Here is a 21,076-nt window from a genome sequence, read left to right as displayed (position 1 = left end):
GCCTCGGGCCCCCCGCCCCCCCCCCCCCCCGCCCCCCCCGCCCCGCCCGCCCCCCCCCCCCCCACGAACGTCCTGATGACACCGAGCTTCGCGGGAATCCGCGATGCGTCGAAATGCGCGACCGTCCCGCCCAGCGTCGGACACATGTTCACGCTGGCGTAGAGCAGGCCGTCGGGCAGCGCATCGATGCCGAAGCGCGCACTGCCGTCGATCTTCGATGCGGCCTCGATACGCCGCAGCGGCTTGCCGATGATCGTGAACTGCGCCGGCAGTTTCAGATCCACCTTGCGCGGCATCGGCTGCCGCGCCGCCAGCGCCGTCAGTTCGCCGAAGCTCGCCGTGCGGCCCGACGGATGCGTGATCCTGCCGGCCGCGACGCTGCAGTCGACCGCGCGCACGTCCCACTTCGCGGCGGCCGCGCTTACCAGCATCGCGCGCGCGGACGCGCCGGCCTCGCGCATCGGCGTCCACAGATCGTTGAGGCTTGACGAGCCGCCCGTCGTGTTCACGCCGAAATCGCGCGTGAACTTGCGCACCATCCAGACCGCGAGGCGCTTGATCTCGCCGTCATCGTCCGGGCGAAACCAGAGATCGTCGACGATGCTCTGCTGGTCGTTGTAGATCCCGTCGATCGGCCCGTTCTCGACCTTCACCTGCGGCCAGTCGGCGTCAAGTTCGTCGGCGAGCATCATCGCGAGGCCGGTGTGCACGCCCTGCCCCATCTCCGACTTGCACATCATGATGGTGACCGTGCTGTCGGCGGCGATCTTGACCCAGCCGTTCAGCGCGACCTGCGTGCCGGTCACGGGCAACGGCTTTGACGTCGTCAGACGCTGCGCCGGCGGCATCGCGCTCCAGCCGACGAGCAGGACACCCGCCGCGCCGGCACCACCGAGCAGGAAAGTTCTGCGCTTCATCATGCGGCGACCCGAGTGGAGTCCACGATAAAGGAGCGGCCCGATTCGCGCGGGGCGCCGTTTGTTCCGAACACTTATAGAACGTGCGAGCAGCGACGGGACTGAAATGCTTCATCTTAGTCCGTCCAGGCGCGGTTTCAGAGGCGCGCAGCAAGGTAATTGCAGCCGGTTACAGCGGAATCCGGCGTGAATGAGCGCATCGACGTGACGCAACAGGCCCGAACGCAGCGGCTTCGCTGGATGATGCCCCCTCAGGCGGCGTCATCCCGCTTCGGAACAGCGGAGGTTCCACTGACGCAACGCGCGGATGTCGCGATCGAAGCCGAGAATGCTGATCGAGGCCGTATCGAGAACCAGATGCGCGCCGAGCGCCGCCGAATCGCCCATCCAGCAACCACCCAGTACGCGCAGGAAATGCGCATGCGAGAAGAGTGCGATGCGTCCCTGCATCGTCAGGAGACGCCCGATCAGCGCGCGGGCGCGCGCCTCCACCTGCACGAGGCTTTCGCCTTCGGGAATGGGCGAATCCCAGACAGACCAGCCCGGTACGGTCTCGCGGATCTCGGGCGTCGTCCGGCCTTCGTAGATGCCGTAGTCCCATTCGTGCAGATCCGGCTCGACCTCGGCACGCTCACCGAGGCCCGCCTCGCGACAGGTTTCGATCGCGCGCGACATCGGGCTCGTCAACACGCGGTCGAACGGCTGCGCGGCGAGCAGTGGGGCGAGCAGATGCGCCTGGCTGTGTCCGCGCTCCGTCAGCGCAATGTCGGTGCGGCCCGTGTGCTGGCCGGACAGGCTCCACGCAGTTTCGCCGTGCCGGATCAGCCAGAGTTCGACGTGTCCTTCGTAGCGCGGGTGAGTGGCAGTTGCAGTATTCATGGGAAAACTCTTCTGGACGGAAGGAGATCATCGGCGGCACGCGGTGACACAAGACGGCACATCCAGTGACACCGCAGGTTGACCGATTCTAAAGCGACCGGGCGACGCCCGCCGCCGTCAGGCACATGGCATGCGGCGTACGGCGCGATTTGTCCGGGGTGCCCGATAGCGTGCGCCATGCATTGATCGCGTGCTATGTTTCCGGTGATCCAGCGCCACCAGACCGCCCGCCTAGAAGGACACACCCCCGCTGATGGAGCACGCCTACTTCGAGTTGCTGCATTTTCTGACCGCGAATCCGTCATGGGCGCTGGCGGTCGTCGTGCTCGCCGCGTTCTTCGAAGCGATCGCCGTCATCGGCACGTTCGTGCCGGGCAGCACCGCGATGTTCATCGCCGGCGCGCTGGTGGGCACGGGCACGCTCAACCTCGGCTGGGTGCTGGTCTGCGCGATCGGCGGCGCCATCGCCGGCGACGCGGCCAGCTACTGGTTCGGCTGCCGTCACAAGACGACGATCGTGCGTCTGTGGCCGTTCAGCTCGCACCCCGGCATCCTGATCGCGGGCGAGAAATACTTCGAGAAACACGGCGCGAAGAGCGTTATCTTCGCGCGCTTCATCGCGCCGATACGGGCCATCGTGCCCGTCGTCGCGGGCATGATGGGCATGCCGCAACTGCGCTTTTTCGGGTTCAACATCCTGTCGGCGCTGCTCTGGGCGCCCGCGCATATCCTGCCCGGCGTGGTGTTCGGCGCTTCGCTCGAACTGGCGGGTGCGGTGTCGTTCCGGCTTGTGATCGTCGCGGCGATCTTCGTGGCGATCGGCTGGATGACGTTCAAGCTGACTGGCGTGCTCGTCTCGCACGCGCGCAACTGGACCGACGTGTCGCGCCAGCGCATGCTGCACTGGGCGAAGCACAACCCGCATGCGAGCGGCCGCCTCGTGCTGCGGGCGCTGAATCCGGACAACCCGGCCACGGGTCTGATCGTCGCCATTTCCATGCTGCTGCTGGTGGCGGGCGCGGTGTTCGTCTCCACGATGAACGACGTCGCGCGCGGCAATCCGCTGGTTCAGGTGGACATGTCCGTGTACCGGTTCCTGCGCTCGTTCCATGCCTCGTTCTACGACCGCGCGATCTTTCTGTTCTCGACGCTCGGCAGCGCGCTCACGCTGTCGATCCTCGCGCTTGCCGTCGTCATCTGGATGATCTTCGAGCGGCGCTGGCGCACGATCCTGTACTGGCTGATCGCCGTCGTGTTCTCCCAGGTGCTGATTCTCGCGATCCAGATTGCGGCACTCGGGCTGACGACGGCCTCCGTCGCTTCCAGCGTGCGGGCGTTTCCAAGCAATCACGTTGCCGGCGCCGTGGTCATCTACGGCTTTCTCGCGTTTCTGCTCGTGCGCCGCGTCGGCCTGCTCTCGCGGATTCTGGTGGCCACGACAACCGCGGCGATCGTAGCCGCGGTCGCGCTTTCGGGTCTGTATTCAGGGCTCTTTTCTTTTTCGGCCGCGCTCGGCGGCGCCGCGCTCGCCGCCATCTGGGTGTTTCTCGTGGCGCTGACCGCCGTCTGGCGGCATCCTTCAGACCCGCCCCCGCGACCGTTCATGCCGCTCGTGTTTCTTGTGCTGATTGGCCTCGCCGTCGTGGCGCAACTGGACGCCACCCGGCGCGATGAGTGGATGGATGCCGCGAAGCCGGCGCCGGCCATCGTCGTGACGACCGCTCAGTGGACCGACCGCATATGGCGCACGTTCTCGTGCTATCGCGCCGACATGGAAGGCGATCGCCATGAGCCGATCACGGTGCAATGGGCCGCCACCGCCGATCAGATACGCACGCAACTGCTAGATCGCGGCTGGGTGGCGGGCACGCCGCTTTCCGCGCGCAGCGTGCTCTCGCTTGTTTCGCCAGACGTAAGCGCCGTGGACCTGCCGGCGCTGCCGAAGCTGAACAACGGCGAACCGTCGACGCTCGTCTTCATCCGCCCCGATGCGGCCCGCGACCAGCGCGACGTCCTGCGATTCTGGCCGACGAATTACGCGATCGAGCATCGGCACGGCGTTGCGCCGACGCCGGTCTGGCTCGGCTCCGTGGTTCACGAACGGTTACGGCGCCCGACATGGCCGTTCAACGTGCTTCGTCCGGACCCGCGCATCGAACCGATGATCCTCGACCGGAGCACCACGTCGTCGTGGAGCGATCTGCAGATTGCAAGAAGCACGGGATGTAAGGGCGTGCCGGTAACGCTGGTCGCTTCGAGGGCGAGATGACGGCCTGGCCGGCCGCCATGCGCGGCGGCGGATCACGCGGCACAATAAGCAGGATTTAACGAACGGGCCGGTGTCCGTTCATCACAGGAGTCACAAGGTGGTCGAGTTTCCCGCAGCGGCGATTGCAACGTGGGGTGCGGCGGTGGTGTTCGGCAACGTGTTGCTGACGCGCCTCGGCGCGCCGCTGCCCGCGATTCCCGTGCTCATCTTTGCCGGTTCCGCGATCGGCAACGGGACGCTCTCGTTCACGCACATCCTGTTCGCCGCGGTGGCCGCCGCGATGCTCGGCGATTGCGTCTGGTTCAGCGCGGGGCGGCGCTTCGGGCATCGCCTCATCGAGGGTCTCACGCGTATCTCGCTGACGGTCGCAACCGGCGTGCGACACGCGCGTGCGCTCTTCGAGCGCTTCGGCCTGCCTGTTGTCGCCATCTGCAAGTTCGTGCCGGGTCTCGCGCTCGTGACGCCGCCGCTGATGGGCACCACCTCCGTCGCCATTTCCGCGTATTTCGCGTGGGATGCCGCCGGCACGCTCGCGTGGGCCGCGTTCTGGCTGCTGGGCGGAGCGGTGTTCGAGCAGCAGCTGTCGAAGTTCATGGTTGTCGTCAGATCGCACGGCGCGACGATCTTCGACGTGATCGCCGCCGCCGCGGTGCTCTATGTTGCGTATCGCTGCTGGCAGCGCCTGAATTTTCGCAGGCGCATCGCGCATATGAAGGTTTCGCCCGAACAGCTCGACGCGATGATGCGCTCGCCGTCGCCGCCGGTCATCGTCGATGCGCGGCCGGAGTCGGTCCGCGAAGAAGACCCGTGGCTCATCCCCGGCGCGCTGCTGCTCGATCTGCAATCCACTGAGCCGCTGCGCGCCAGGGTGCTCACGCGCGACGTGGTCGTGTATTGCTTCTGCGAAAACGATTCGACGTCGCGGAAAATGTGCGAGTACCTGCACAAGGAAGGTTTTTTTCACACGCGCTCGCTAACGGGCGGTCTCGACGCATGGCGTAGCTGCGGCTATCCGGTCAAGCCGATGCCACCTCGTATCGAGACGTTTCCCGCGGCGCTGGTGGGGACGTAGCGTCCTCGCAGGCCGTCGCCGTCAGCAGCACGGGAATCGACTTGGAGGTCGGCGTGCCGGCGCCATCGGCCACCGACGACAGCGGCACGAGCGGATTCGTCTCCGGGTAATACGCGCCGAGACAGCCGCGCGGAATGTCGTATTCGACCAGCAGGAATCCATTCACGCGACGCTCGATGCCGTCATCCCATACGCTCGTGATGTCGACGCGCCCGCCGGGCTTGAAACCCAGCATCGCGATGTCGTCCCGGTTCGCGAACAGCACGCGCCGCTGGCCGTACACACCACGGTAGCGGTCGTCGAGGCCGTAGATCGTCGTGTTGTACTGGTCGTGTGAACGTGTGGTCATCAGCGTCATCAGGCGCTCGCCGTAGAGCGCCCGCGCGCGGTGGACCGGCGTATCGAAGGAAATCGCGTGCACGATGAACCGCGCCTTGCCGCCCGGCGTGTTCCAGATGCGATCGCGTGCCGCGACGCCCAGATGAAAACCGCCTGGCTGCTTCAGCCGCTCGTTGTAACCGGTAAAGCCATCGATCACTTTCGCGATGCCGTCGCGGATCAATGCGTAATCGTCCGCGTGCGCGAGCCAGTCGACCTTCGCGCTGCCGAGCGTGGCGTGCGCCATGCGCGCGACGATCGCGATTTCCGACAGCAGATTCTCCGACGCCGGCTTGTTCATGCCGTACGAGATGTGGACCATGCTCATCGAATCCTCGACGCTCACGCCCTGCGCCACGCCCTTCTGCAGATCGATTTCGGTGCGGCCGAGCGTCGGCAGGATCAGCGCGTCCTGACCGTGCACGAGGTGGCTGCGGTTCAGCTTCGTCGTGATGTGTACCGTCAGCGCGCACGCGCGCATGGCGTCCCATGTGCGCGGCGTGTCCGGCGTCGCGATCGAGAAGTTGCCGCCCAGTCCGATGAACACCTTCACCCTGCCGTCGAGCATCGCCTGAATCGTGTTCACGACGTCGAGACCGTGTTTGCGCGGCGGCTCGAAATCATAGACTTCGCCGAGGCGGTCGAGGAACTGCTGCGTCGGCTGCTCCTCGATGCCGACCGTGCGGTCGCCCTGCACGTTCGAGTGGCCGCGCACCGGACACAGGCCCGCGCCGCGCCGGCCGATGTTGCCGCGCATCATCATCAGGTTCGACAGGATCTGCACCGTCGGCACGGAATTCTTGTGCTGCGTCAGGCCCATGCCCCACGTCGAGATCACCGCGCGACCAGTCACGTAGATATCGGCGAGCTTCAGCACGTCTTCGAACGGCACACCCGATTCCGCGACGATCGCGTCCCAGCTTTCGGCGCGCAGGTCGTCCGCGAACGAATTGAAGCCAGCCGTGTGCTCCGCGATGAACTCGACGTCCAGCACGCGTTCGAGATTCGACGCGATGGCTTCGTCATCGAGTTCGATCACGCGCTTCGCGACGCCCTTGATCAGCGCGAAATCGCCGCCGACCTTCGGGCGAATAAAGACCGAACTGATTTTCGTGCTGCCCATCGTGATCATCTCGACCGGATGCTGCGGGCTCGCGAAACGCTCGAGGCCGCGTTCCTTCAGCGGATTGATCGATACGATGGTCGCACCGCGCTTCGCGCACTCGCGCAGTTCGCCGAGCATGCGCGGATGGTTCGTCGCGGGATTCTGGCCGAAGAGCAGCAGCGTGTCCGCATGCTCGAAGTCGTCCAGCGTCACCGTGCCCTTGCCGACGCCGACGGTGTGCGGCAAGCCGCGGCTCGTCGCCTCATGACACATGTTCGAGCAGTCGGGGAAGTTGTTCGTGCCGTACATGCGCACGAACAGCTGGTACAGAAACGCGGCTTCGTTGCTCGCGCGGCCTGACGTGTAGAACGCGGCGCGGTCGGGGTCGTCGAGCTGGTTCAGATGGCGGGCGATCAGGTCGAACGCGTCGTCCCACGAGATCGGCACGTAGCGGTCGCTGCTGGCATCGTAGACGAGCGGATCGGTCAGGCGGCCGTGCTGCTCGAGTTCGAAGTCGGACTGCGTCATCAGGTCGGCCACCGTGAACTGCTCGAAGAGCGCAGGCGTGGCGCGCTTGCTGGTGGCTTCGGCGGCGACGGCTTTCACGCCGTTTTCGCAGAATTCGAACGTCGACGCATGTTCGCGATCCGGCCACGCGCAACCCGGGCAATCGAAGCCATCCGGCTGGTTCTGCGCGAGCAGCGTGCGATAGTTGCCGCCCGAGACCTTCTCCTTGAGAAGATTCAGCGCCACATATTTGAGTGCGCCCCAGCCTGCGGCGGGGTGCGTGTACGGCTCGATACGAGCTTCGGGTTTCTTCATGAACGTGTCGCCGGGTGGACGGATAAGCAGGCGGATGCGCCGATGAAGGGAAGCGTACTGTGTTCCAGAATGAACGCGGCACACAGAAATTGTGAAATTCGAGGAGTACAGTTGATGAAGTCCGGGCTACACTGGCGGCATTCCGTGCCTGGACTTTCTTCGCCGTGAAGCTTTACGAGAAACTCGCCGACGAAATCGAAACCGCCGTGCGCAACGGCGTCTTTGCGGCAGGCGAGCGCATTCCGTCGGTGCGGCAGGCCAGCCAGCAACATGGGGTGAGCATCAAGACGGTGCTACATGCGTATGCGCTGCTCGAAGGGCGCGGCGTGGTCGAAACGCGGCCGCAATCCGGCTACTTCGTGCGCGACATCGCCCGCACGCATGGCACGCTCGCGATGTCGCCGCAGGCGCCCGCTGTCGCTTCCGAGGTCGATGTGAGCCGGCTCGTGCTCTCCACGCTGCGCAGCATCCGCTCGAACGACGCGATGCCGCTCGGCTCGCCCTATCCCGATCCATCGCTCTTCCCGTGGCGCCGCATCAACCAGTACGCGAACGCGATTGCGCGACGGCACGCGAGCTGGAACCTGATGGACGACCTGCCGCCCGGCAATCCCGAACTGATCCGCCAGATCGCACGGCGTTACGCGGAAAACAGCGTGCCGGTCGATCCACGGGAAATCATCATTACCGTCGGCGCGACCGAGGCGATCAACCTCAGCCTGCAGGCGGTCGCGAAACCGGGCGACACCGTCGCCGTCGAATCGCCGACGTACTACGCGATGCTGCACGCGATCGAACGCCTCGGCATGCGTGCGATCGAAGTGCCGACGCATCCTGTCGAGGGCATCGATCTGGAAGCGCTTGCGCAGATCATCGCGCGCGAGAAGATCGCGGCGTGCATGGTCATGCCGAACTTCCAGAATCCGCTGGGCTTCCTGATGCCCGACGAGCGCAAGCGGCAACTGGTGGAACTGCTGGCCGCGCACGATATTCCGGCCATCGAAAACGATGTCTATCACGAGCTTTACTACGGCGAGGCCCGCCCTTCGACGCTCAAGCACTTCGACACGCGAGGGCTCGTTCTGCACTGCGCGTCGTTCTCAAAGAGTCTGACGGCTTCGTACCGGATCGGCTGGGCGATGCCCGGGCGTTATCGTGCGCAGGTCGAAAAGCTCAAGTTCCTGAATACGCTGACGACGCCTTCCGTGCCGCAGGTCGCCGTCGCCGACTATCTGCGTCAGGATGGCTACGACAGGCATCTGCGGCACGTACGTCGGGTGTATCGGCAACAGGCGCGCCTGATGACAGCCGCCGTGCAACGGTTTTTTCCAGCCGGCACGCGCACGTCGGCGCCGCAGGGCGGATATGTGCTGTGGGTGGAACTGCCGGAGCGCGTCGATTCAATGCGGCTCTATCAGGCCGCGCTCGCGCGCGGCATTACGATCGGGCCCGGCTACATGTTTTCGACGCGCAACGCGTTTCACCATTTCATCCGGCTGAACTACAGCTACGCATGGACGCCCGCGACGGAAACCGCACTGAAGACGCTCGGCGAACTCGTCGCGCAGATGGCTTGAGAGCACGCTAAAAAAACACAACGGAGACGCAGATGAACGATGAGATCGATCCCGCGCTGATTGCCGTGCTCACGCAACTATGGCGCGCCGCGCGGGAAACGCCGGAGCGTGCATGGTCGCTCGCGAAACTCTCCAAACAGGCGGGCCTGCCGATGAGCGGCTTGCGCCGTCAATTGACGGCGCTGGTCGACGGCGGGTTTGTCGAAACGACGTTCGATGAGGCGGGCACCGGCACGGCGCGTCTGAGCGATGCCGGACGCGCGTTGTGTGCCGGTCTGTTCGATACCTGAACCGGATAAATGTCATGACGCCGCGTCACAAGCCGTTCTTGCGAGAAAGGCCCGACTGCAGATTACCCGCAACCGGCCGGCTACCCATGCTCACGGCCGTACTGTTTCAGTTCCGCCAGCCGGCGCGGCGGGCCGCGTGTTCTTGATCCGGAATCGCAGACGGTTGCAATCACTCTTGACGTGTGCCGCGTAGGCTTGCGGATCACCGGCACGCAACGACTGATACTGCAAAAGCGTACGTTCCTGCTGGGTCCAGCCGTAATTCCAGTGGTAATCGAAATCCTTTGCATCAGGCATTGAAGCCCGCAGCTTCGCCTTGTAGCCCGCAACCTGATCGGCCGTGAACCCGCACAGCGCGCTTCCGAGATGCGCGCCGCGACCCGCCGCCTGAATGGCCTCATCGGTGCTGCGCACCTGGCCCCACGCGCCTGCCGAACATGCCGAGGCAATCAGCAACGCGGCAATCGTTACTCGTTGCGGATACATCATTCCGCCTCCGTTCGATGTGAAGTCCAGCATACTCCTTCAGCTTTCAGGAAACGGCATCGCCATGAATGTTGAACTGCTCGCTGAGTGCGGCATGCAGTGCGTCTGCCCGCTGCTGGAGACCGGATGTCCAGCCTGACGTCGTGCCGCAGAGTCGCTCGAGTTCGCGGCAGCGCTTCGCGAGCGCCGACTCCTGCACCACAAGGAATGCGCCCGCGCTGCTGTGCGCCCACTGACGCAACATCACGACGTCCTGACTTTCGATGATGCCGGCAAGCTTCGGCAGATCGGTCGCGAGATGGTCCTTGAGTATCGTCATGTAGCGTGACTTTTCATCGGCGGACATGGCGAGGGAAACGGACCCGTCATCGACACGCGCTGCGGGTGTTGCCGCCGGAGCCTCCGCTGGCGTCACTGTGCTCGCCGCAACAATCGCGCCGCTACGCACGAGTCCGAGCAGCGCCGTTTCCAGTTCCTTCAACGAAGCGGGCTTCGCGACGTACGCAGCGAAGCCGCGTTCCCGCCAGTCTTCGGCCTGCTCGCTGCTCGTCACCGCGCTGAACGCGAGAACCGGCACGTCCGGATGCGAGACGTGCAGTCTCGCCAGCAGTTCGTGTCCGTCCATCACGGGCATATGGATGTCGGTCAGCACGGCGTCCACTTCCATATTCTGGAGTGCGGCGAGCGCCTGTCGTCCGTCGCCGACGATGACCGGCCGGCAGCCCAGCGTATCGAGTTGCTCCGCGATCAGCGTCTGGTTGAGCGGATTGTCTTCAGCGACGAGGATGACAAGGCCATGCAGCGCCGCGTCGGGCGCTTCCACTTCGACAGGATGCTCGGACGTTGCCTCGACCTCGCCCGACGATTCGCTCAGCGCACGCTCGACGGTGGCGAGTATCGACCGGTGATTGAACGCGTTCACTTCGAACACGCCCTCGGCGTGACGCACCGCGCGATGATGTCCCGTACGCGTCATCCACACCACCGGCACAGCGCGCACCGCACGCAGCGCATCGATAGTGGCACGGTCGTACTCGCCGGTCACGATCATGAAGCTGGGTGTATTGGCGCGCAAAAACGCTTCGGCCGCGGGCTGCGCCAGCACGGTGTTCGTCAGCCAGCCGGCGCGCAACAGCCAGGTTTCCAGATACTTGCCGCTATCGCGTTCCTGACACAGGACCAGCGTCGTACCGCGCTGCACGGGCGCGGGCGCCTGCACATCGGCCGCGTCGTGCAGCGACACCAGCGGAATCATCACGGTAAACGCGGAGCCGACGCCGGGCACGCTTTCGACCGTGATATGGCCGCCCATCAGTTCGCACAGCCGCGCGCAGATAGACAGGCCGAGCCCGGTGCCGCCAAAGCGGCTCGACGTCGTCGCCTCCGCCTGAACGAACGGGCTGAAGATCCGCGATACCAGCACCGCGTCCATGCCGATCCCCGAATCGCACACGCGACACACGAGGATGTCGCGTTCCTGAACGTCGACCTGCATCTCGGCGCTAAACGTGATCTTTCCGCACGCCGTGAACTTGAACGCGTTGTTCAGCAGGTTATTGACGATCTGCGCGATGCGCGTCCGATCGCCGCGCAGCACCTTGTCGAGCGTCGCGGACAGATGCACGTAGAAGCGCACGGGCCGGTCCTGCACCATCGGCGCATAGGAAAGCGCGAGACTCTCCATGTCGTCGACCGGCCGGAACGTCTCTGCAACGAGCTTCAGTTCGCCCGCATCGATCTTTGAAAAATCGAGAATGTCGTTGACGATGCGGCGCAGCCCGTCGGCCGCCATCCCCAGCGCCCGCAGCCGTTGTTCATGCGCCCGCACACCCGGGCTTCGCGACAGCAGTTCGAGATTGCCCAGCAGCGCGTTGAGCGGCGTGCGGATCTCGTGACTCATCGAAGCGAAGAAGTTCGAGCGCGCGCGCATCATCGCTTCGGACGCCTGCTGCGCGGCACGAAGCTGCTGCTCGAGCGTCTGCTGCTCGGTGACATCGATGATCGCGCAGAACAGCACGTCCTCGCCGTCATAACGTGCGGGCGCGTAGGTAATCTGCAGGAACTGCGGCGCTGGATTGCCGGCTTCGGGCGGCCTCGCATGCACGATGAAACCGGCGATCTTCGCAATCGAGGAAGCCGGCACATCATGGCCGCCCTGCGCCCGAAACGCCGTGACGATGTGCGGCGGCAGCTTCGCCTCGCTTCCAGGCTGCAACAGCGCGACGGCCAGCTGGTTGAAGGTCAGCAGCGAATAGTCGCGTTGCCGGACAATGCACAATCCAACCGGCGTCGCGCTGACAAGAATGTGGTTGATCGTTTCGCTTTCGAGCGCGCGTTCCGTTTCAGCCTGCGACTGGCGAAGCAGGCGCAAGCCCCAGAACCGCGCCGTCAGCATGACGCCCGCGATCAGCACGAGTGCGAGCCCCGCGATCACCGTCAGCTGCACGCTGAGCGCGCCAAGCAAACCCGCGTACGAGACGAAGTACACGAGCGGGCCGAAACCGGGCTGCGTCGGCTCGACGAGCAGCACGCCCTCGCGCGAATAGACGAAGTGTCCGGACGTCACGCCGTTCGCGAGCCTGAGCAGGTGGCTGGACCGCTCGGCGGTGACGGCCGGCGACGACGCCACGAAGCGCCCGCCTTCGTTCAGCAAAAGGAGCGTGCCCGGGTCGGCCGGACGGGTCAGGCCGGTGAGGAAGGTTTCGACCGGAACGCTGGCGGCGACGAGCGTCGTGGGCGCGTCGTTTTCGTACACGGTCGTGACCGCTGTCATCACCTCGATGTTCTGCACGGGATCGACGTACGGGCCGATCCATACGCGCTCGCCAGGTGCCGGCACGGTGCGCCCCGTCTTCGACTGGAGTTGGCGCGTCAGCACGTCGCGCAACTGCGTCACCAGACTGACGTCGAGCGCGGATGGCTTGCCCGGCCCGGCTGCATCGAGGGCGGGAAGAATCACGCCATAGCTTTCGGCCACGCCCAGCAGATACGCGCGATGATCGAGACCGAACGCGAGTTGCGTGGCGAGCGTCGAGTCCGCGGATTCATACAGGCGGGCAAGCCGCTCATCCAGCGTGCTGCCCCACGCAGCGCGCGTGGCCGGCGGCGCCAGCACGTCGAAGTGCGCATCCGGCAGCTTGCCGAAACCGGTCGCGATGCCCGTCTCGCGCACCTGATCGGCGGCGCCGGCAGGCAACGGGCGCGGCGCCGCGATCGCGTCGTAGTAGCGGACGGTCAGCTCGGTGCGATGCAGGAACGAGCCTTCGCGCTCGAGCAGCGCGGAGACATCGGTCGCGTATTGCATGACGCGCCCGTGCCGATAGTCGAGATATCGCGCGGCGGCCAGCACGGCCACCAGGACCACCGACGCGACGACGATCGCCACCAGCGTGACGATCGTCGCGAAATAGAGATACCGTTGGCGCCGCGCGCTTCGGGCAACGGCCGCGAACGATTCAGCGAGCGAGTCCTGTGTGAGGTCGAGAATTTTCTGCATGACGCGGTCGTCAGATCAGTCCGTTCTCGTAGGCATAGCGGATGAGATCGGTGTTGGTCTGCAAGCCGAGCTTCTGCATCGCCATGGTCTTCTGGCTCGACACCGTGCTGACCGAGCGGCCCAGCTTGGTTGCGATTTCCGACAGCAGGGAGCCTTGCGCATAGAGCCGCACGACTTCGAGTTCGCGTGGCGTCAACTCGGTTGCGGGTGCGGCGTTGGCCGATGCCGAATCGAGCAGTGCACGGATCGAGGGCGAGTAGAAATGGCCGTCGCTGACGGTCACATGGATGCACGCGCGAACGGTTTCGTCGAGCTGGTCTTCCTTGCTGACGAAGGCGCGCGCACCCAGCTTCATCGCGCGCATGACGACGCCGGGGTTGGTCTGCGCGCTGACCACGACGATGCGCGTGTCGGGATAAAGACGCGACAGGCGCTTGAGCAGGTTGAAGCCGTCGATCGACGCGTCGCCGTGTCCCATGCTGAAGTCGGTCACGGCGACATCCGCTGGATTCTGCGCCAGCGCCTGCACCAGCTGGCTGCCGTTTGTGCACTCGCACACAACCTCGAAACCCGGTGCCCTTCTCAGGCAGTCCCGCAGGGCAACGACAATCAATGGATGATCGTCGGCAAGCGCGACGCGAATAGGCTTGACTGACATACCGTTGTTCCTTAGGACGACGGAGGGGAATGTGCTGGCTATTCTCGGAGGCAGTTTAGCCTTTTTATTAATCTTAGGAAATGTCTGATTCACAAATCTGAAATTGGCGAAGTTCTTTAGACTGCCGTTCACGGAATATCCGGTTTTACTGGAATATGAAGCGGGTAAGCGGGACGTTAAGAAATGTAATGGCCATCCCTCGCTGGAGTGATTTGCACGAGGTCGAACTCGCAAAAAGCGCCCCTCCGTTTTCAAGCCTGGCGGCCTCTGACGCCCGCACGGCTATCGGACTACATCGATAAAGATCGCCCGACACGTTATGTGCCGTGCATTCTCAATGGCACTCCTCGCCAGCGGTATCGTATTTTCCTTAAATTGGCGATCCGAATTTCAGATATTTCGCATAAAAGGCTGGCCGCGTTCCGCCTTATAGGACGGGCATCGGGTTATCAGCCGCCACGAATTACGATTGATCGGTGTGTCGAACTGACGCAACGCGTACGTAGCGGATGACGGCATCGCATTACAACGAATTGCCAGTCGGTGAGGCGCCAGGGCATCGATGCAGACGCTGAAGCGAAAGCAGAATTGATCTGATGGATCGGCGTTACTACCATCTCGACAGCACGTGGGGGACGGCTCAGGATGGATCTGTCAGCGCCCAGTAGTGTGGGCCGGCTGATCCAGGTAACAACGGCGTTTTAGCGGCCCGCCCAGGAATGGACGGGCTATTTTTTTGGTCCCCTGTCTCTGTCTGTCTCTGTCTGGCGCGATCGGGACTCAGGCGCCGAACAGGTTCATCTGCCGGGCTGACGTGATCGCCGGTCGTTCGAGCGCGAGCAGACCCTGCTTGCGCTCGAGGCCGCCGGCGTATCCGGTCAGCTCGCCCGCGACCGAGAGCACGCGATGACACGGCACGATGATCGCCACCGGGTTGCGTCCGCTGGCGGCGCCGACGGCGCGCGCACTGTTGCCTTCGAGCCCGAGCCGGTCGGCGAGGCCGCCGTAGCTTTCGATGTGCCCATAGGGAATCTTCACGAGTTCGTGCCACACGCGCCGCTGGAACGCCGTACCTGACAGCTGCACATTGACCGTGAACACCTTGCGCTCGCCGGCGAAGTATTCGGCAAGCTCATCTTCGGTCTGGCGCAGTACATGCGCGATCTGGGTGTCGCGATTGTCGATACGCGCGTCGGGATAGTGCTTCTGGCCGACAAAATAGAGACCTGTAAGGGCGTCGCCTTCCGCACGCAGCAGGATGTCGCCGAACGGGCTCGCAATCAGGGTGCACTGCTTCATGGCTCTCTCATGGCTCTGGCAGCGGTTCCAGCTTCCATCGAAGGCTGCTTTCGGGCGCTTCCAGTTCTCATCACTCTAGCGCATCGTTCCGGCTCGCACCGCCCCCTGCCGCGAGCCGGGCGAGTTGGGCAAGAAGCGGATTGAACCGTCCGGGCGATTCCGCCCGACAGGGCGACGCCCCATCGCACAGCCCCGCGACACGACGATGACATCCGTACAGACGACCCGGGAAATGCAGACACCGTGGCCGGGCACGCAAAAAGCCGGCCAGCCCGACGGACACTCGCGCTACACTGGCCTTGAACCGCGGCGCCGGGCTGCATGCGGTCCTTCGGGCAACGAAGCCGACGGCAGCGGGTGTCCGTGGGGATGGCCGCCCGGCGGACGAAGTTTGCCGCCAGCCCGTACAATGAATCGCTCAACAACGGAACGAGGACAATGTCGATGCGCACCACCGGCTCTTCCGGGGCAATGACCCTGCTCACCGAATACGACGACGCAACGGCGCGCGAACTTCGCTCGCTGCGCCTCGAATCGACTGAAGACGGCAAAGGCATTCTTCTGATCGAAGTCGATGAACGCAAGCCGGGAATCCACCGCGAAGTGCGTTACGAGATCACACCCGCGGAACTCATCGCAGCGATTCGCGCCCACGGCGCCGAATTGCCGGGTGAACAGCACAACCGTTAATTCACCCTGAACCGCCGGCACGGCGGGTTTCACCCCGGGCGGCAGCAGGCCCCGTACCTCGTGGTACGCGCCCCGCCTGGTACGTTCTTCAGCGGGGCCGACCGGTACTGGCGGCGCCGCCGATCCTCGAAGGCAGACAATGGAATACGATCCGCAGAATGCGTTCGCCCGGATCCTGCGGGGCGAATTGCCCGGCATCCGCGTGTACGAAGACGAACTGACGGTCGCGATCATGGATATCATGCCGCAGGCCGATGGCCACGTACTCATCCTCTGCAAGGAGCCGGCCGCCGAAATTTTCGAGCTGTCGGAAGAAGGCGCGGCTGCCTGCATGCGGACAACCCGGCGGGTCGCGAAAGCGGTCAAGGCGGCCCTGAACCCACCCGGTGTGCTGATCGCCCAGTTCAACGGGCGCGCAGCCGGCCAGACCGTGCCGCACGTGCATTTCCACGTCATCCCGCGACGCGGGGGTGAAACGCTGAAACCGCACGGCACCGTGCCCGCGGACACCGAAAAACTTCGCGAGACCGCCGCGCTGATCGTTGCCGCCATGCCCGAAGGCGCTGTCTGACCGTCTGACCTTTTGAAACGGCGGTTCGTCCCCATCTGGCGCTGATGGCCGGTATGGAAACACGGCGGCCGCCTCTAGCGCCTCCAGCGGGCCGGGTGCGTCACGCGTCCGGCCCGCTGCGCTTCTCCGGCCTGGTGGCAGCCGGCCCGATCGTGAATTTCTTTTGTTTTCAAGTCACATTCCGGCACGCTTGCACGTCTCAAAAATGCGTCCATAATCCTTGAGTTACCTTCATTTCTGGCCGTAAGGCCGTGGATGTAAGCCGATGCTACATGACCTCGTCCAGCAGTACGGGCCGTTGCTGGTGTTTGCCAATGTGCTCGCCGCGTCGCTCGGGCTGCCTCTGCCCGCGATGCCGTCTCTCGTACTTTTTGGGGCAATGGCTGCGCTGCATCCGGGCTCCATCGGCGAACAACTGCTGCCGGTTCTGGTGCTGTCGATTTTCGCGACGCTGATTGGCGACAGCGCATGGTTCCTCGCCGGCCGCATCTACGGCGGCAACACGCTGAAGACGCTCTGCAAGCTTTCGCTGTCGCGCGATACGTGCGTGAAGAAGACCGAGCGCTTTTTCGGACGCTGGGGCGTGCGCGTGCTGGCCGTGGCCAAGTTCGTGCCGGGCCTGTCGATCGTCTCGGTGCCGATGGCCGGCGCGATGCGCGTGCCGTATCGCACGTTTCTGAGCTACGACAGCATCGGCGCGGCGCTGTGGTCGGGCGTCGGGTTGGCGATTGGTGCGCTGTTCGCGCCGCAGATCGACATGCTGTTTGCCGGTGCGAGCCGTCTTGGACGCATGACCGCGGTGGTCGTGGTCGCGCTGTTGCTGCTGTATGGCGCCTGGCGCTGGATCCGCCGGCGCCAGTTGATCAGGAAGCTGGCCACTGCCCGCATGGAAGTCGAGGAGCTCGACAAGCTGATCAGCGCGAATCAGACGCCCGTGCTTTTCGATATCCGCTCGCACGAAAAGCGCAAGCTCGATCCGTTCGTGATCCCGGGCTCGCAGTACGCCGACGAGCGTCAACTCTCGGAGATCATCGCGAAATATCCGCACGACCAGAAAGTAGTGATTTACTGCTCGTGCCCGAACGAGATTTCAGCGGCATGGATGGCGAAGCAGATGACCGAGGCCGGTTTCTCCGATGTCGTGCCGCTGCGTGGCGGCCTCGACGCCTGGCGCGATGCCGGCCGCCAGCTGGAGCCGCTGCCTGGCCCACCCGCCAGTCATGTCGACGACGCCGACATCGCACCGAAAGCGGCGTAACGCGCGGTCGCGCGACACCCACGGCGAGCCCGGCGCATCCGCGCTGGCACCGGCGCCGCATCACACAGAAAAGAGGAAGGAGCCGTCTGATGGCAGCGACTCAGGACAATGAAGGTCAGGCAATCGTAGCGGACGCACCGTTTTCGAACCTGAGCACCCGGCAGCACCAGATGTTCCCGGAACTCACCGACGCGGAAATCGACCGTCTGCGCAAATTCGGCGAAGTGACGCGCCGGGGCGCCGGTGAATATCTGTTTCTCACCGGCCAGACCGGCCCAGGCATGTTCGTGATCCTGTGCGGTGGCGTGCGGATAACCCGACGCGACGGACTTGGCCGCGAGTATCCGATAGTCGAACATGGCCGCGGCCAGTTCATGGCCGAGGTCGGGCAGCTATCCGGCAAGCCCGCGCTGGTCGACGGGCTGACGACGCGCCCCGTCGAGGTGCTGCTGATTCCGCCCGCGCGGCTGCGCGCGCTGATCGTCGCCGAGGCGGAACTGGGCGAGCGCATCATGCGCGCGCTGATTCTGCGCCGCGTCGCGCTGATCGAGAACGGCTCCGGCGGGCCGGTGCTGATCGGCAAGCGCAACGACCGCCGTCTTCTCGCGCTGGAAGGCTTCCTGTCCCGCAACGGTCATCCGCATTCGGTGATCGATGAACGCGACGAAGACGCGCTGCGGCTTATCGAGCAGTTCGCCGCGCGCCCCGAAGACCTGCCGCTCGTGATCTGTCCGGACGGCACGGTGCTGCATCATCCGAGCGATCCCGAACTGGCGACCGCGCTCGGCATGCTGCCCGAGCTCGACGCGTCGCATATCTACGACGTCGCGATTGTCGGCGCCGGTCCGGCCGGGCTCGCGACCGCCGTGTATGCCGCCTCCGAAGGCCTTTCGGTCATCGTGCTCGACAGCCGCGCACCTGGCGGCCAGGCGGGCGCCAGTTCGCGCATCGAAAATTACCTCGGCTTTCCGACCGGTATTTCCGGCCAGGCGCTGGCTGGCCGCGCGTTCGTGCAGGCGCAGAAATTCGGCGCGCACGTCGCGATTCCCGTGAAGGTGCGCGCGCTGCATTGCGACGAGCAACCGCACCGGCTGGATCTGGTGTGCGGCGGCAGCATCCTGTCGCGCACGGTGGTGATCGCGACGGGTGCGGTATACCGTCGCCCGCGGCTCGAAGGGCTCGAACGCTTCGAAGGTCGCGGCGCGTACTACTGGGCTTCGCCCGTCGAGGCGAAACTCTGCAAGCACGAAGAGATCGTGCTGGTCGGCGGCGGCAATTCGGCCGGACAGGGCATCGTCTATCTGGCGTCGCACGCAAAGCATGTACACGTGCTGATCCGCAAGAGCGGCTTCGAGTCGACGATGTCGCGTTACCTGATCGATCGTATTCGTTCGTTGCCGAATGTGACGGTGCATCCGCACGCCGAAATCGGCCACCTCGAAGCTGGCGAAAGCGGACTCACTTCGGTTGTCCTGAAGTCGCCGCTTCCGGACGGCACCGATCACTTCGACACGCGGCACCTGTTCCTCTTCACCGGTGCCGATCCGAACACCGAGTGGCTGCGCACCTGCGGGGTCGAACTCGACGCGAAGGGCTTCGTGCTGACAGGCATTGGTGCAGGCTCGGGCTGCGATCTGGCGACGACGGTCGAAGGCATCTACGCCATCGGCGACGCCCGCGCCGGGTCGACGAAGCGCGTGGCGGCCGCCGTCGGCGAAGGCGCGGCGGTGGTGGCGCAGATTCATCAGCTGCTCGCCGAGCGGGCCGGCGAAGCGATCGCGCTTGGCGCCTGAGCGAAGAGCACGCACCGCGTCTTGAAGACCGTCCCGCTTTCGGCTGCCCGCACGCTCCATCTGGCCGCTCAGGGTCTGCTCACGCCGCCGCGCCGCAAGGCGACGAAGGCGGACGTGCTGACGGCCATCCGCCGCATGGCGCAACTGCAGATCGACACGATTCATGTTGTCGCGCGCAGCCCGTATCTGGTGCTGTTCAGCCGCATCGGCGCATACGAACCGGGCTGGCTCGACGCGCATCTCGCCGGGGGCAGTCTCTTCGAATTCTGGTCGCACGAGGCGTGTTTCGTGCCGATCGAGGATTACGGCCTGCTGCGCCATCGCATGCTCGATCCGGCTGGCATGGGCTGGAAATACGCCGCCGGCTGGCACGCCCAGTACCGCGCCGACATCGATAACCTGCTCGATCACATCCGCCGCAACGGCCCCGTGCGCGCGGCGGATTTCGCGCGCGAAGGCGGCAAGGGCAACGGCTGGTGGGACTGGAAACCCGAGAAACGTCACCTGGAAGTGCTGTTCTCGACCGGTCAGCTGATGGTGTCGGCGCGTCACAATTTCCATCGCATCTACGATCTCACCGAGCGCGTGCTGCCCGGCTGGGACGACGCACGCGACCTGCAACCGGTCGAAGCCGTCGCGCGCGAGCTGCTGCTGCGCAGTTGCCGTGCGCTTGGCATCGCGCGCGCGGACTGGGTCGCGGATTATTACCGGCTGCCGCGCCGGCCGTACGTCGATGCACTCAGGGCGCTCGCCGACGAAGGCGAACTGATACCGGTACGCGTCGAAGGCTGGAAGCAGGACACGTTCGTGCATCGCGAGTTCGCGCCCTTGATCGACGATGCGGTCAGCGGCGCGCTCGCCTCGACGGTGACCACCGTGCTCTCGCCGTTCGACCCGGTCGTGTGGGACCGCAAGCGCGCCACCGCGCTGTTCGATTTCGACTACGCGATCGAGTGCTACACGCCAGCCGCGAAGCGCAAATTCGGCTATTTCGTGCTGCCTCTGCTAAGCCGCGGCAAGCTGGTGGGGCGCGTGGATGCGAAGGCGCATCGCACGGAAGGAGTGTTCGAGCTGAAATCGTTTCATCTCGAACCCGGCGTGCGCCTGAGCGGCCGGCTGACGAACGACCTGCGTCGCGCGCTACAGCGTTGCGCCGACTGGCACGGCACACCCGAACTGCGGTTCACGTCCGCGCCGAAGGAAGTGCTGGCGGCGTTCGATGCGCAAGCAAACCGACGCGACGAGATCAGTGAAACGCCGCCCACGCCATCGACAACGAAAACACGCCGGGCACAATCGACGCGCCGCGCTGCACTTTCGACGGATTGATCCACGCGAGTTTGCCGTTGCCGGGCGCCGCGCCAAAACCATCCGTCACGATTGCTGGAACATCGGCGGAACGATAGCGGAATCGGCATAGGGGACGGCCATGAGGCCGTACCCCTGCCACACCACCCGGCATGCGGGTCCGCACCGGGCGGTTCGGGAAGTTGAGGTTATGAGAGTCGGGGTACAC

General features: G+C 64.8%; 16 protein-coding genes. 9 read left to right on the top strand and 7 right to left on the bottom strand.

What is annotated here, in order from left to right; all coding sequences use genetic code 11:
- The coding region (locus LPA34_RS26065) for a molybdopterin cofactor-binding domain-containing protein (protein WP_228983878.1) at positions 1 to 920 on the bottom strand (920 nt) is incomplete at its 3' end.
- 258 nt (positions 921 to 1,178) lie between these two features.
- Complete coding sequence (locus LPA34_RS26060) at positions 1,179 to 1,796, bottom strand: histidine phosphatase family protein (protein WP_228983870.1); 618 nt, start codon at positions 1,794 to 1,796, stop codon at positions 1,179 to 1,181.
- A gap of 253 nt (positions 1,797 to 2,049) precedes the next feature.
- Here LPA34_RS26060 and LPA34_RS26055 point away from each other — a divergent pair, with 253 nt between their 5' ends.
- Positions 2,050 to 4,065, top strand: a complete 2,016-nt coding sequence (locus LPA34_RS26055; RefSeq protein ID WP_228983869.1) for a VTT domain-containing protein — start codon at positions 2,050 to 2,052, stop codon at positions 4,063 to 4,065.
- Between the two features lie 97 nt (positions 4,066 to 4,162).
- Positions 4,163 to 5,137 carry a VTT domain-containing protein gene (locus LPA34_RS26050; protein WP_228983867.1) on the top strand — a complete coding sequence of 325 codons (975 nt, stop codon included), beginning with the start codon at positions 4,163 to 4,165 and terminating at the stop codon, positions 5,135 to 5,137.
- Here LPA34_RS26050 and LPA34_RS26045 read toward each other — a convergent pair.
- Positions 5,082 to 7,442 carry an FdhF/YdeP family oxidoreductase gene (locus LPA34_RS26045; protein ID WP_228983843.1) on the bottom strand — a complete coding sequence of 787 codons (2,361 nt, stop codon included), beginning with the start codon at positions 7,440 to 7,442 and terminating at the stop codon, positions 5,082 to 5,084. The two genes, LPA34_RS26050 and LPA34_RS26045, sit on opposite strands and share 56 nt — an antisense overlap.
- Before the next feature lie 164 nt (positions 7,443 to 7,606).
- Between LPA34_RS26045 and LPA34_RS26040 the strand changes: the two genes are divergently transcribed.
- Both LPA34_RS26040 and LPA34_RS26035 read left to right on the top strand, forming a co-directional pair.
- Positions 7,607 to 9,019: an aminotransferase-like domain-containing protein gene (locus LPA34_RS26040; RefSeq protein ID WP_228983842.1), complete on the top strand. Its 1,413-nt coding sequence runs from the start codon at positions 7,607 to 7,609 to the stop codon at positions 9,017 to 9,019.
- A 32-nt stretch (positions 9,020 to 9,051) separates the two neighbouring features.
- Positions 9,052 to 9,309, top strand: a complete 258-nt coding sequence (locus LPA34_RS26035; RefSeq protein WP_228983836.1) for a helix-turn-helix domain-containing protein — start codon at positions 9,052 to 9,054, stop codon at positions 9,307 to 9,309.
- 90 nt (positions 9,310 to 9,399) lie between these two features.
- Here LPA34_RS26035 and LPA34_RS26030 read toward each other — a convergent pair whose 3' ends face one another.
- From LPA34_RS26030 to LPA34_RS26015, 4 genes are all read right to left on the bottom strand, one after another.
- On the bottom strand, positions 9,400 to 9,798 hold the full coding sequence (locus tag LPA34_RS26030; RefSeq protein WP_228983835.1) for a hypothetical protein: 399 nt from the start codon (positions 9,796 to 9,798) through the stop codon (positions 9,400 to 9,402).
- Between the two features lie 43 nt (positions 9,799 to 9,841).
- Complete coding sequence (locus LPA34_RS26025) at positions 9,842 to 13,291, bottom strand: ATP-binding protein (protein WP_228983832.1); 3,450 nt, start codon at positions 13,289 to 13,291, stop codon at positions 9,842 to 9,844.
- A gap of 10 nt (positions 13,292 to 13,301) precedes the next feature.
- Positions 13,302 to 13,949 (bottom strand): response regulator transcription factor, encoded by a 648-nt coding sequence (locus tag LPA34_RS26020; protein WP_090535419.1) that lies wholly within the window; start codon positions 13,947 to 13,949, stop codon positions 13,302 to 13,304.
- Positions 13,950 to 14,729: 780 nt separating this feature from the next.
- Positions 14,730 to 15,248 (bottom strand): methylated-DNA--[protein]-cysteine S-methyltransferase, encoded by a 519-nt coding sequence (locus LPA34_RS26015; protein ID WP_228983830.1) that lies wholly within the window; start codon positions 15,246 to 15,248, stop codon positions 14,730 to 14,732.
- A gap of 444 nt (positions 15,249 to 15,692) precedes the next feature.
- On the opposite strand from LPA34_RS26015, the gene LPA34_RS26010 reads away from it, so the two are divergent.
- From LPA34_RS26010 to LPA34_RS25990, 5 genes are all read left to right on the top strand, one after another.
- Positions 15,693 to 15,938 carry a hypothetical protein gene (locus LPA34_RS26010; RefSeq protein WP_228983880.1) on the top strand — a complete coding sequence of 82 codons (246 nt, stop codon included), beginning with the start codon at positions 15,693 to 15,695 and terminating at the stop codon, positions 15,936 to 15,938.
- Between the two features lie 139 nt (positions 15,939 to 16,077).
- Positions 16,078 to 16,509 (top strand): HIT family protein, encoded by a 432-nt coding sequence (locus LPA34_RS26005; RefSeq protein ID WP_228983829.1) that lies wholly within the window; start codon positions 16,078 to 16,080, stop codon positions 16,507 to 16,509.
- A 265-nt stretch (positions 16,510 to 16,774) separates the two neighbouring features.
- A complete protein-coding gene (locus tag LPA34_RS26000; RefSeq protein ID WP_228983828.1) occupies positions 16,775 to 17,767 on the top strand; it encodes a DedA family protein/thiosulfate sulfurtransferase GlpE in 993 nt (330 codons plus the stop codon).
- Between the two features lie 89 nt (positions 17,768 to 17,856).
- Complete coding sequence (locus LPA34_RS25995) at positions 17,857 to 19,560, top strand: FAD-dependent oxidoreductase (RefSeq protein WP_228983827.1); 1,704 nt, start codon at positions 17,857 to 17,859, stop codon at positions 19,558 to 19,560.
- A 21-nt stretch (positions 19,561 to 19,581) separates the two neighbouring features.
- Positions 19,582 to 20,889, top strand: a complete 1,308-nt coding sequence (locus LPA34_RS25990; RefSeq protein WP_228983826.1) for a winged helix-turn-helix domain-containing protein — start codon at positions 19,582 to 19,584, stop codon at positions 20,887 to 20,889.
- Positions 20,890 to 21,076 lie beyond the last annotated feature (187 nt).

The sequence above is a fragment of the Paraburkholderia gardini genome, assembly GCF_907164575.1.
Classification (GTDB): Bacteria; Pseudomonadota; Gammaproteobacteria; order Burkholderiales; family Burkholderiaceae; genus Paraburkholderia; species Paraburkholderia gardini.
Note: the sequence above shows the minus strand (reverse complement) of the source record. Positions and strands in the feature narration are given on the sequence as shown.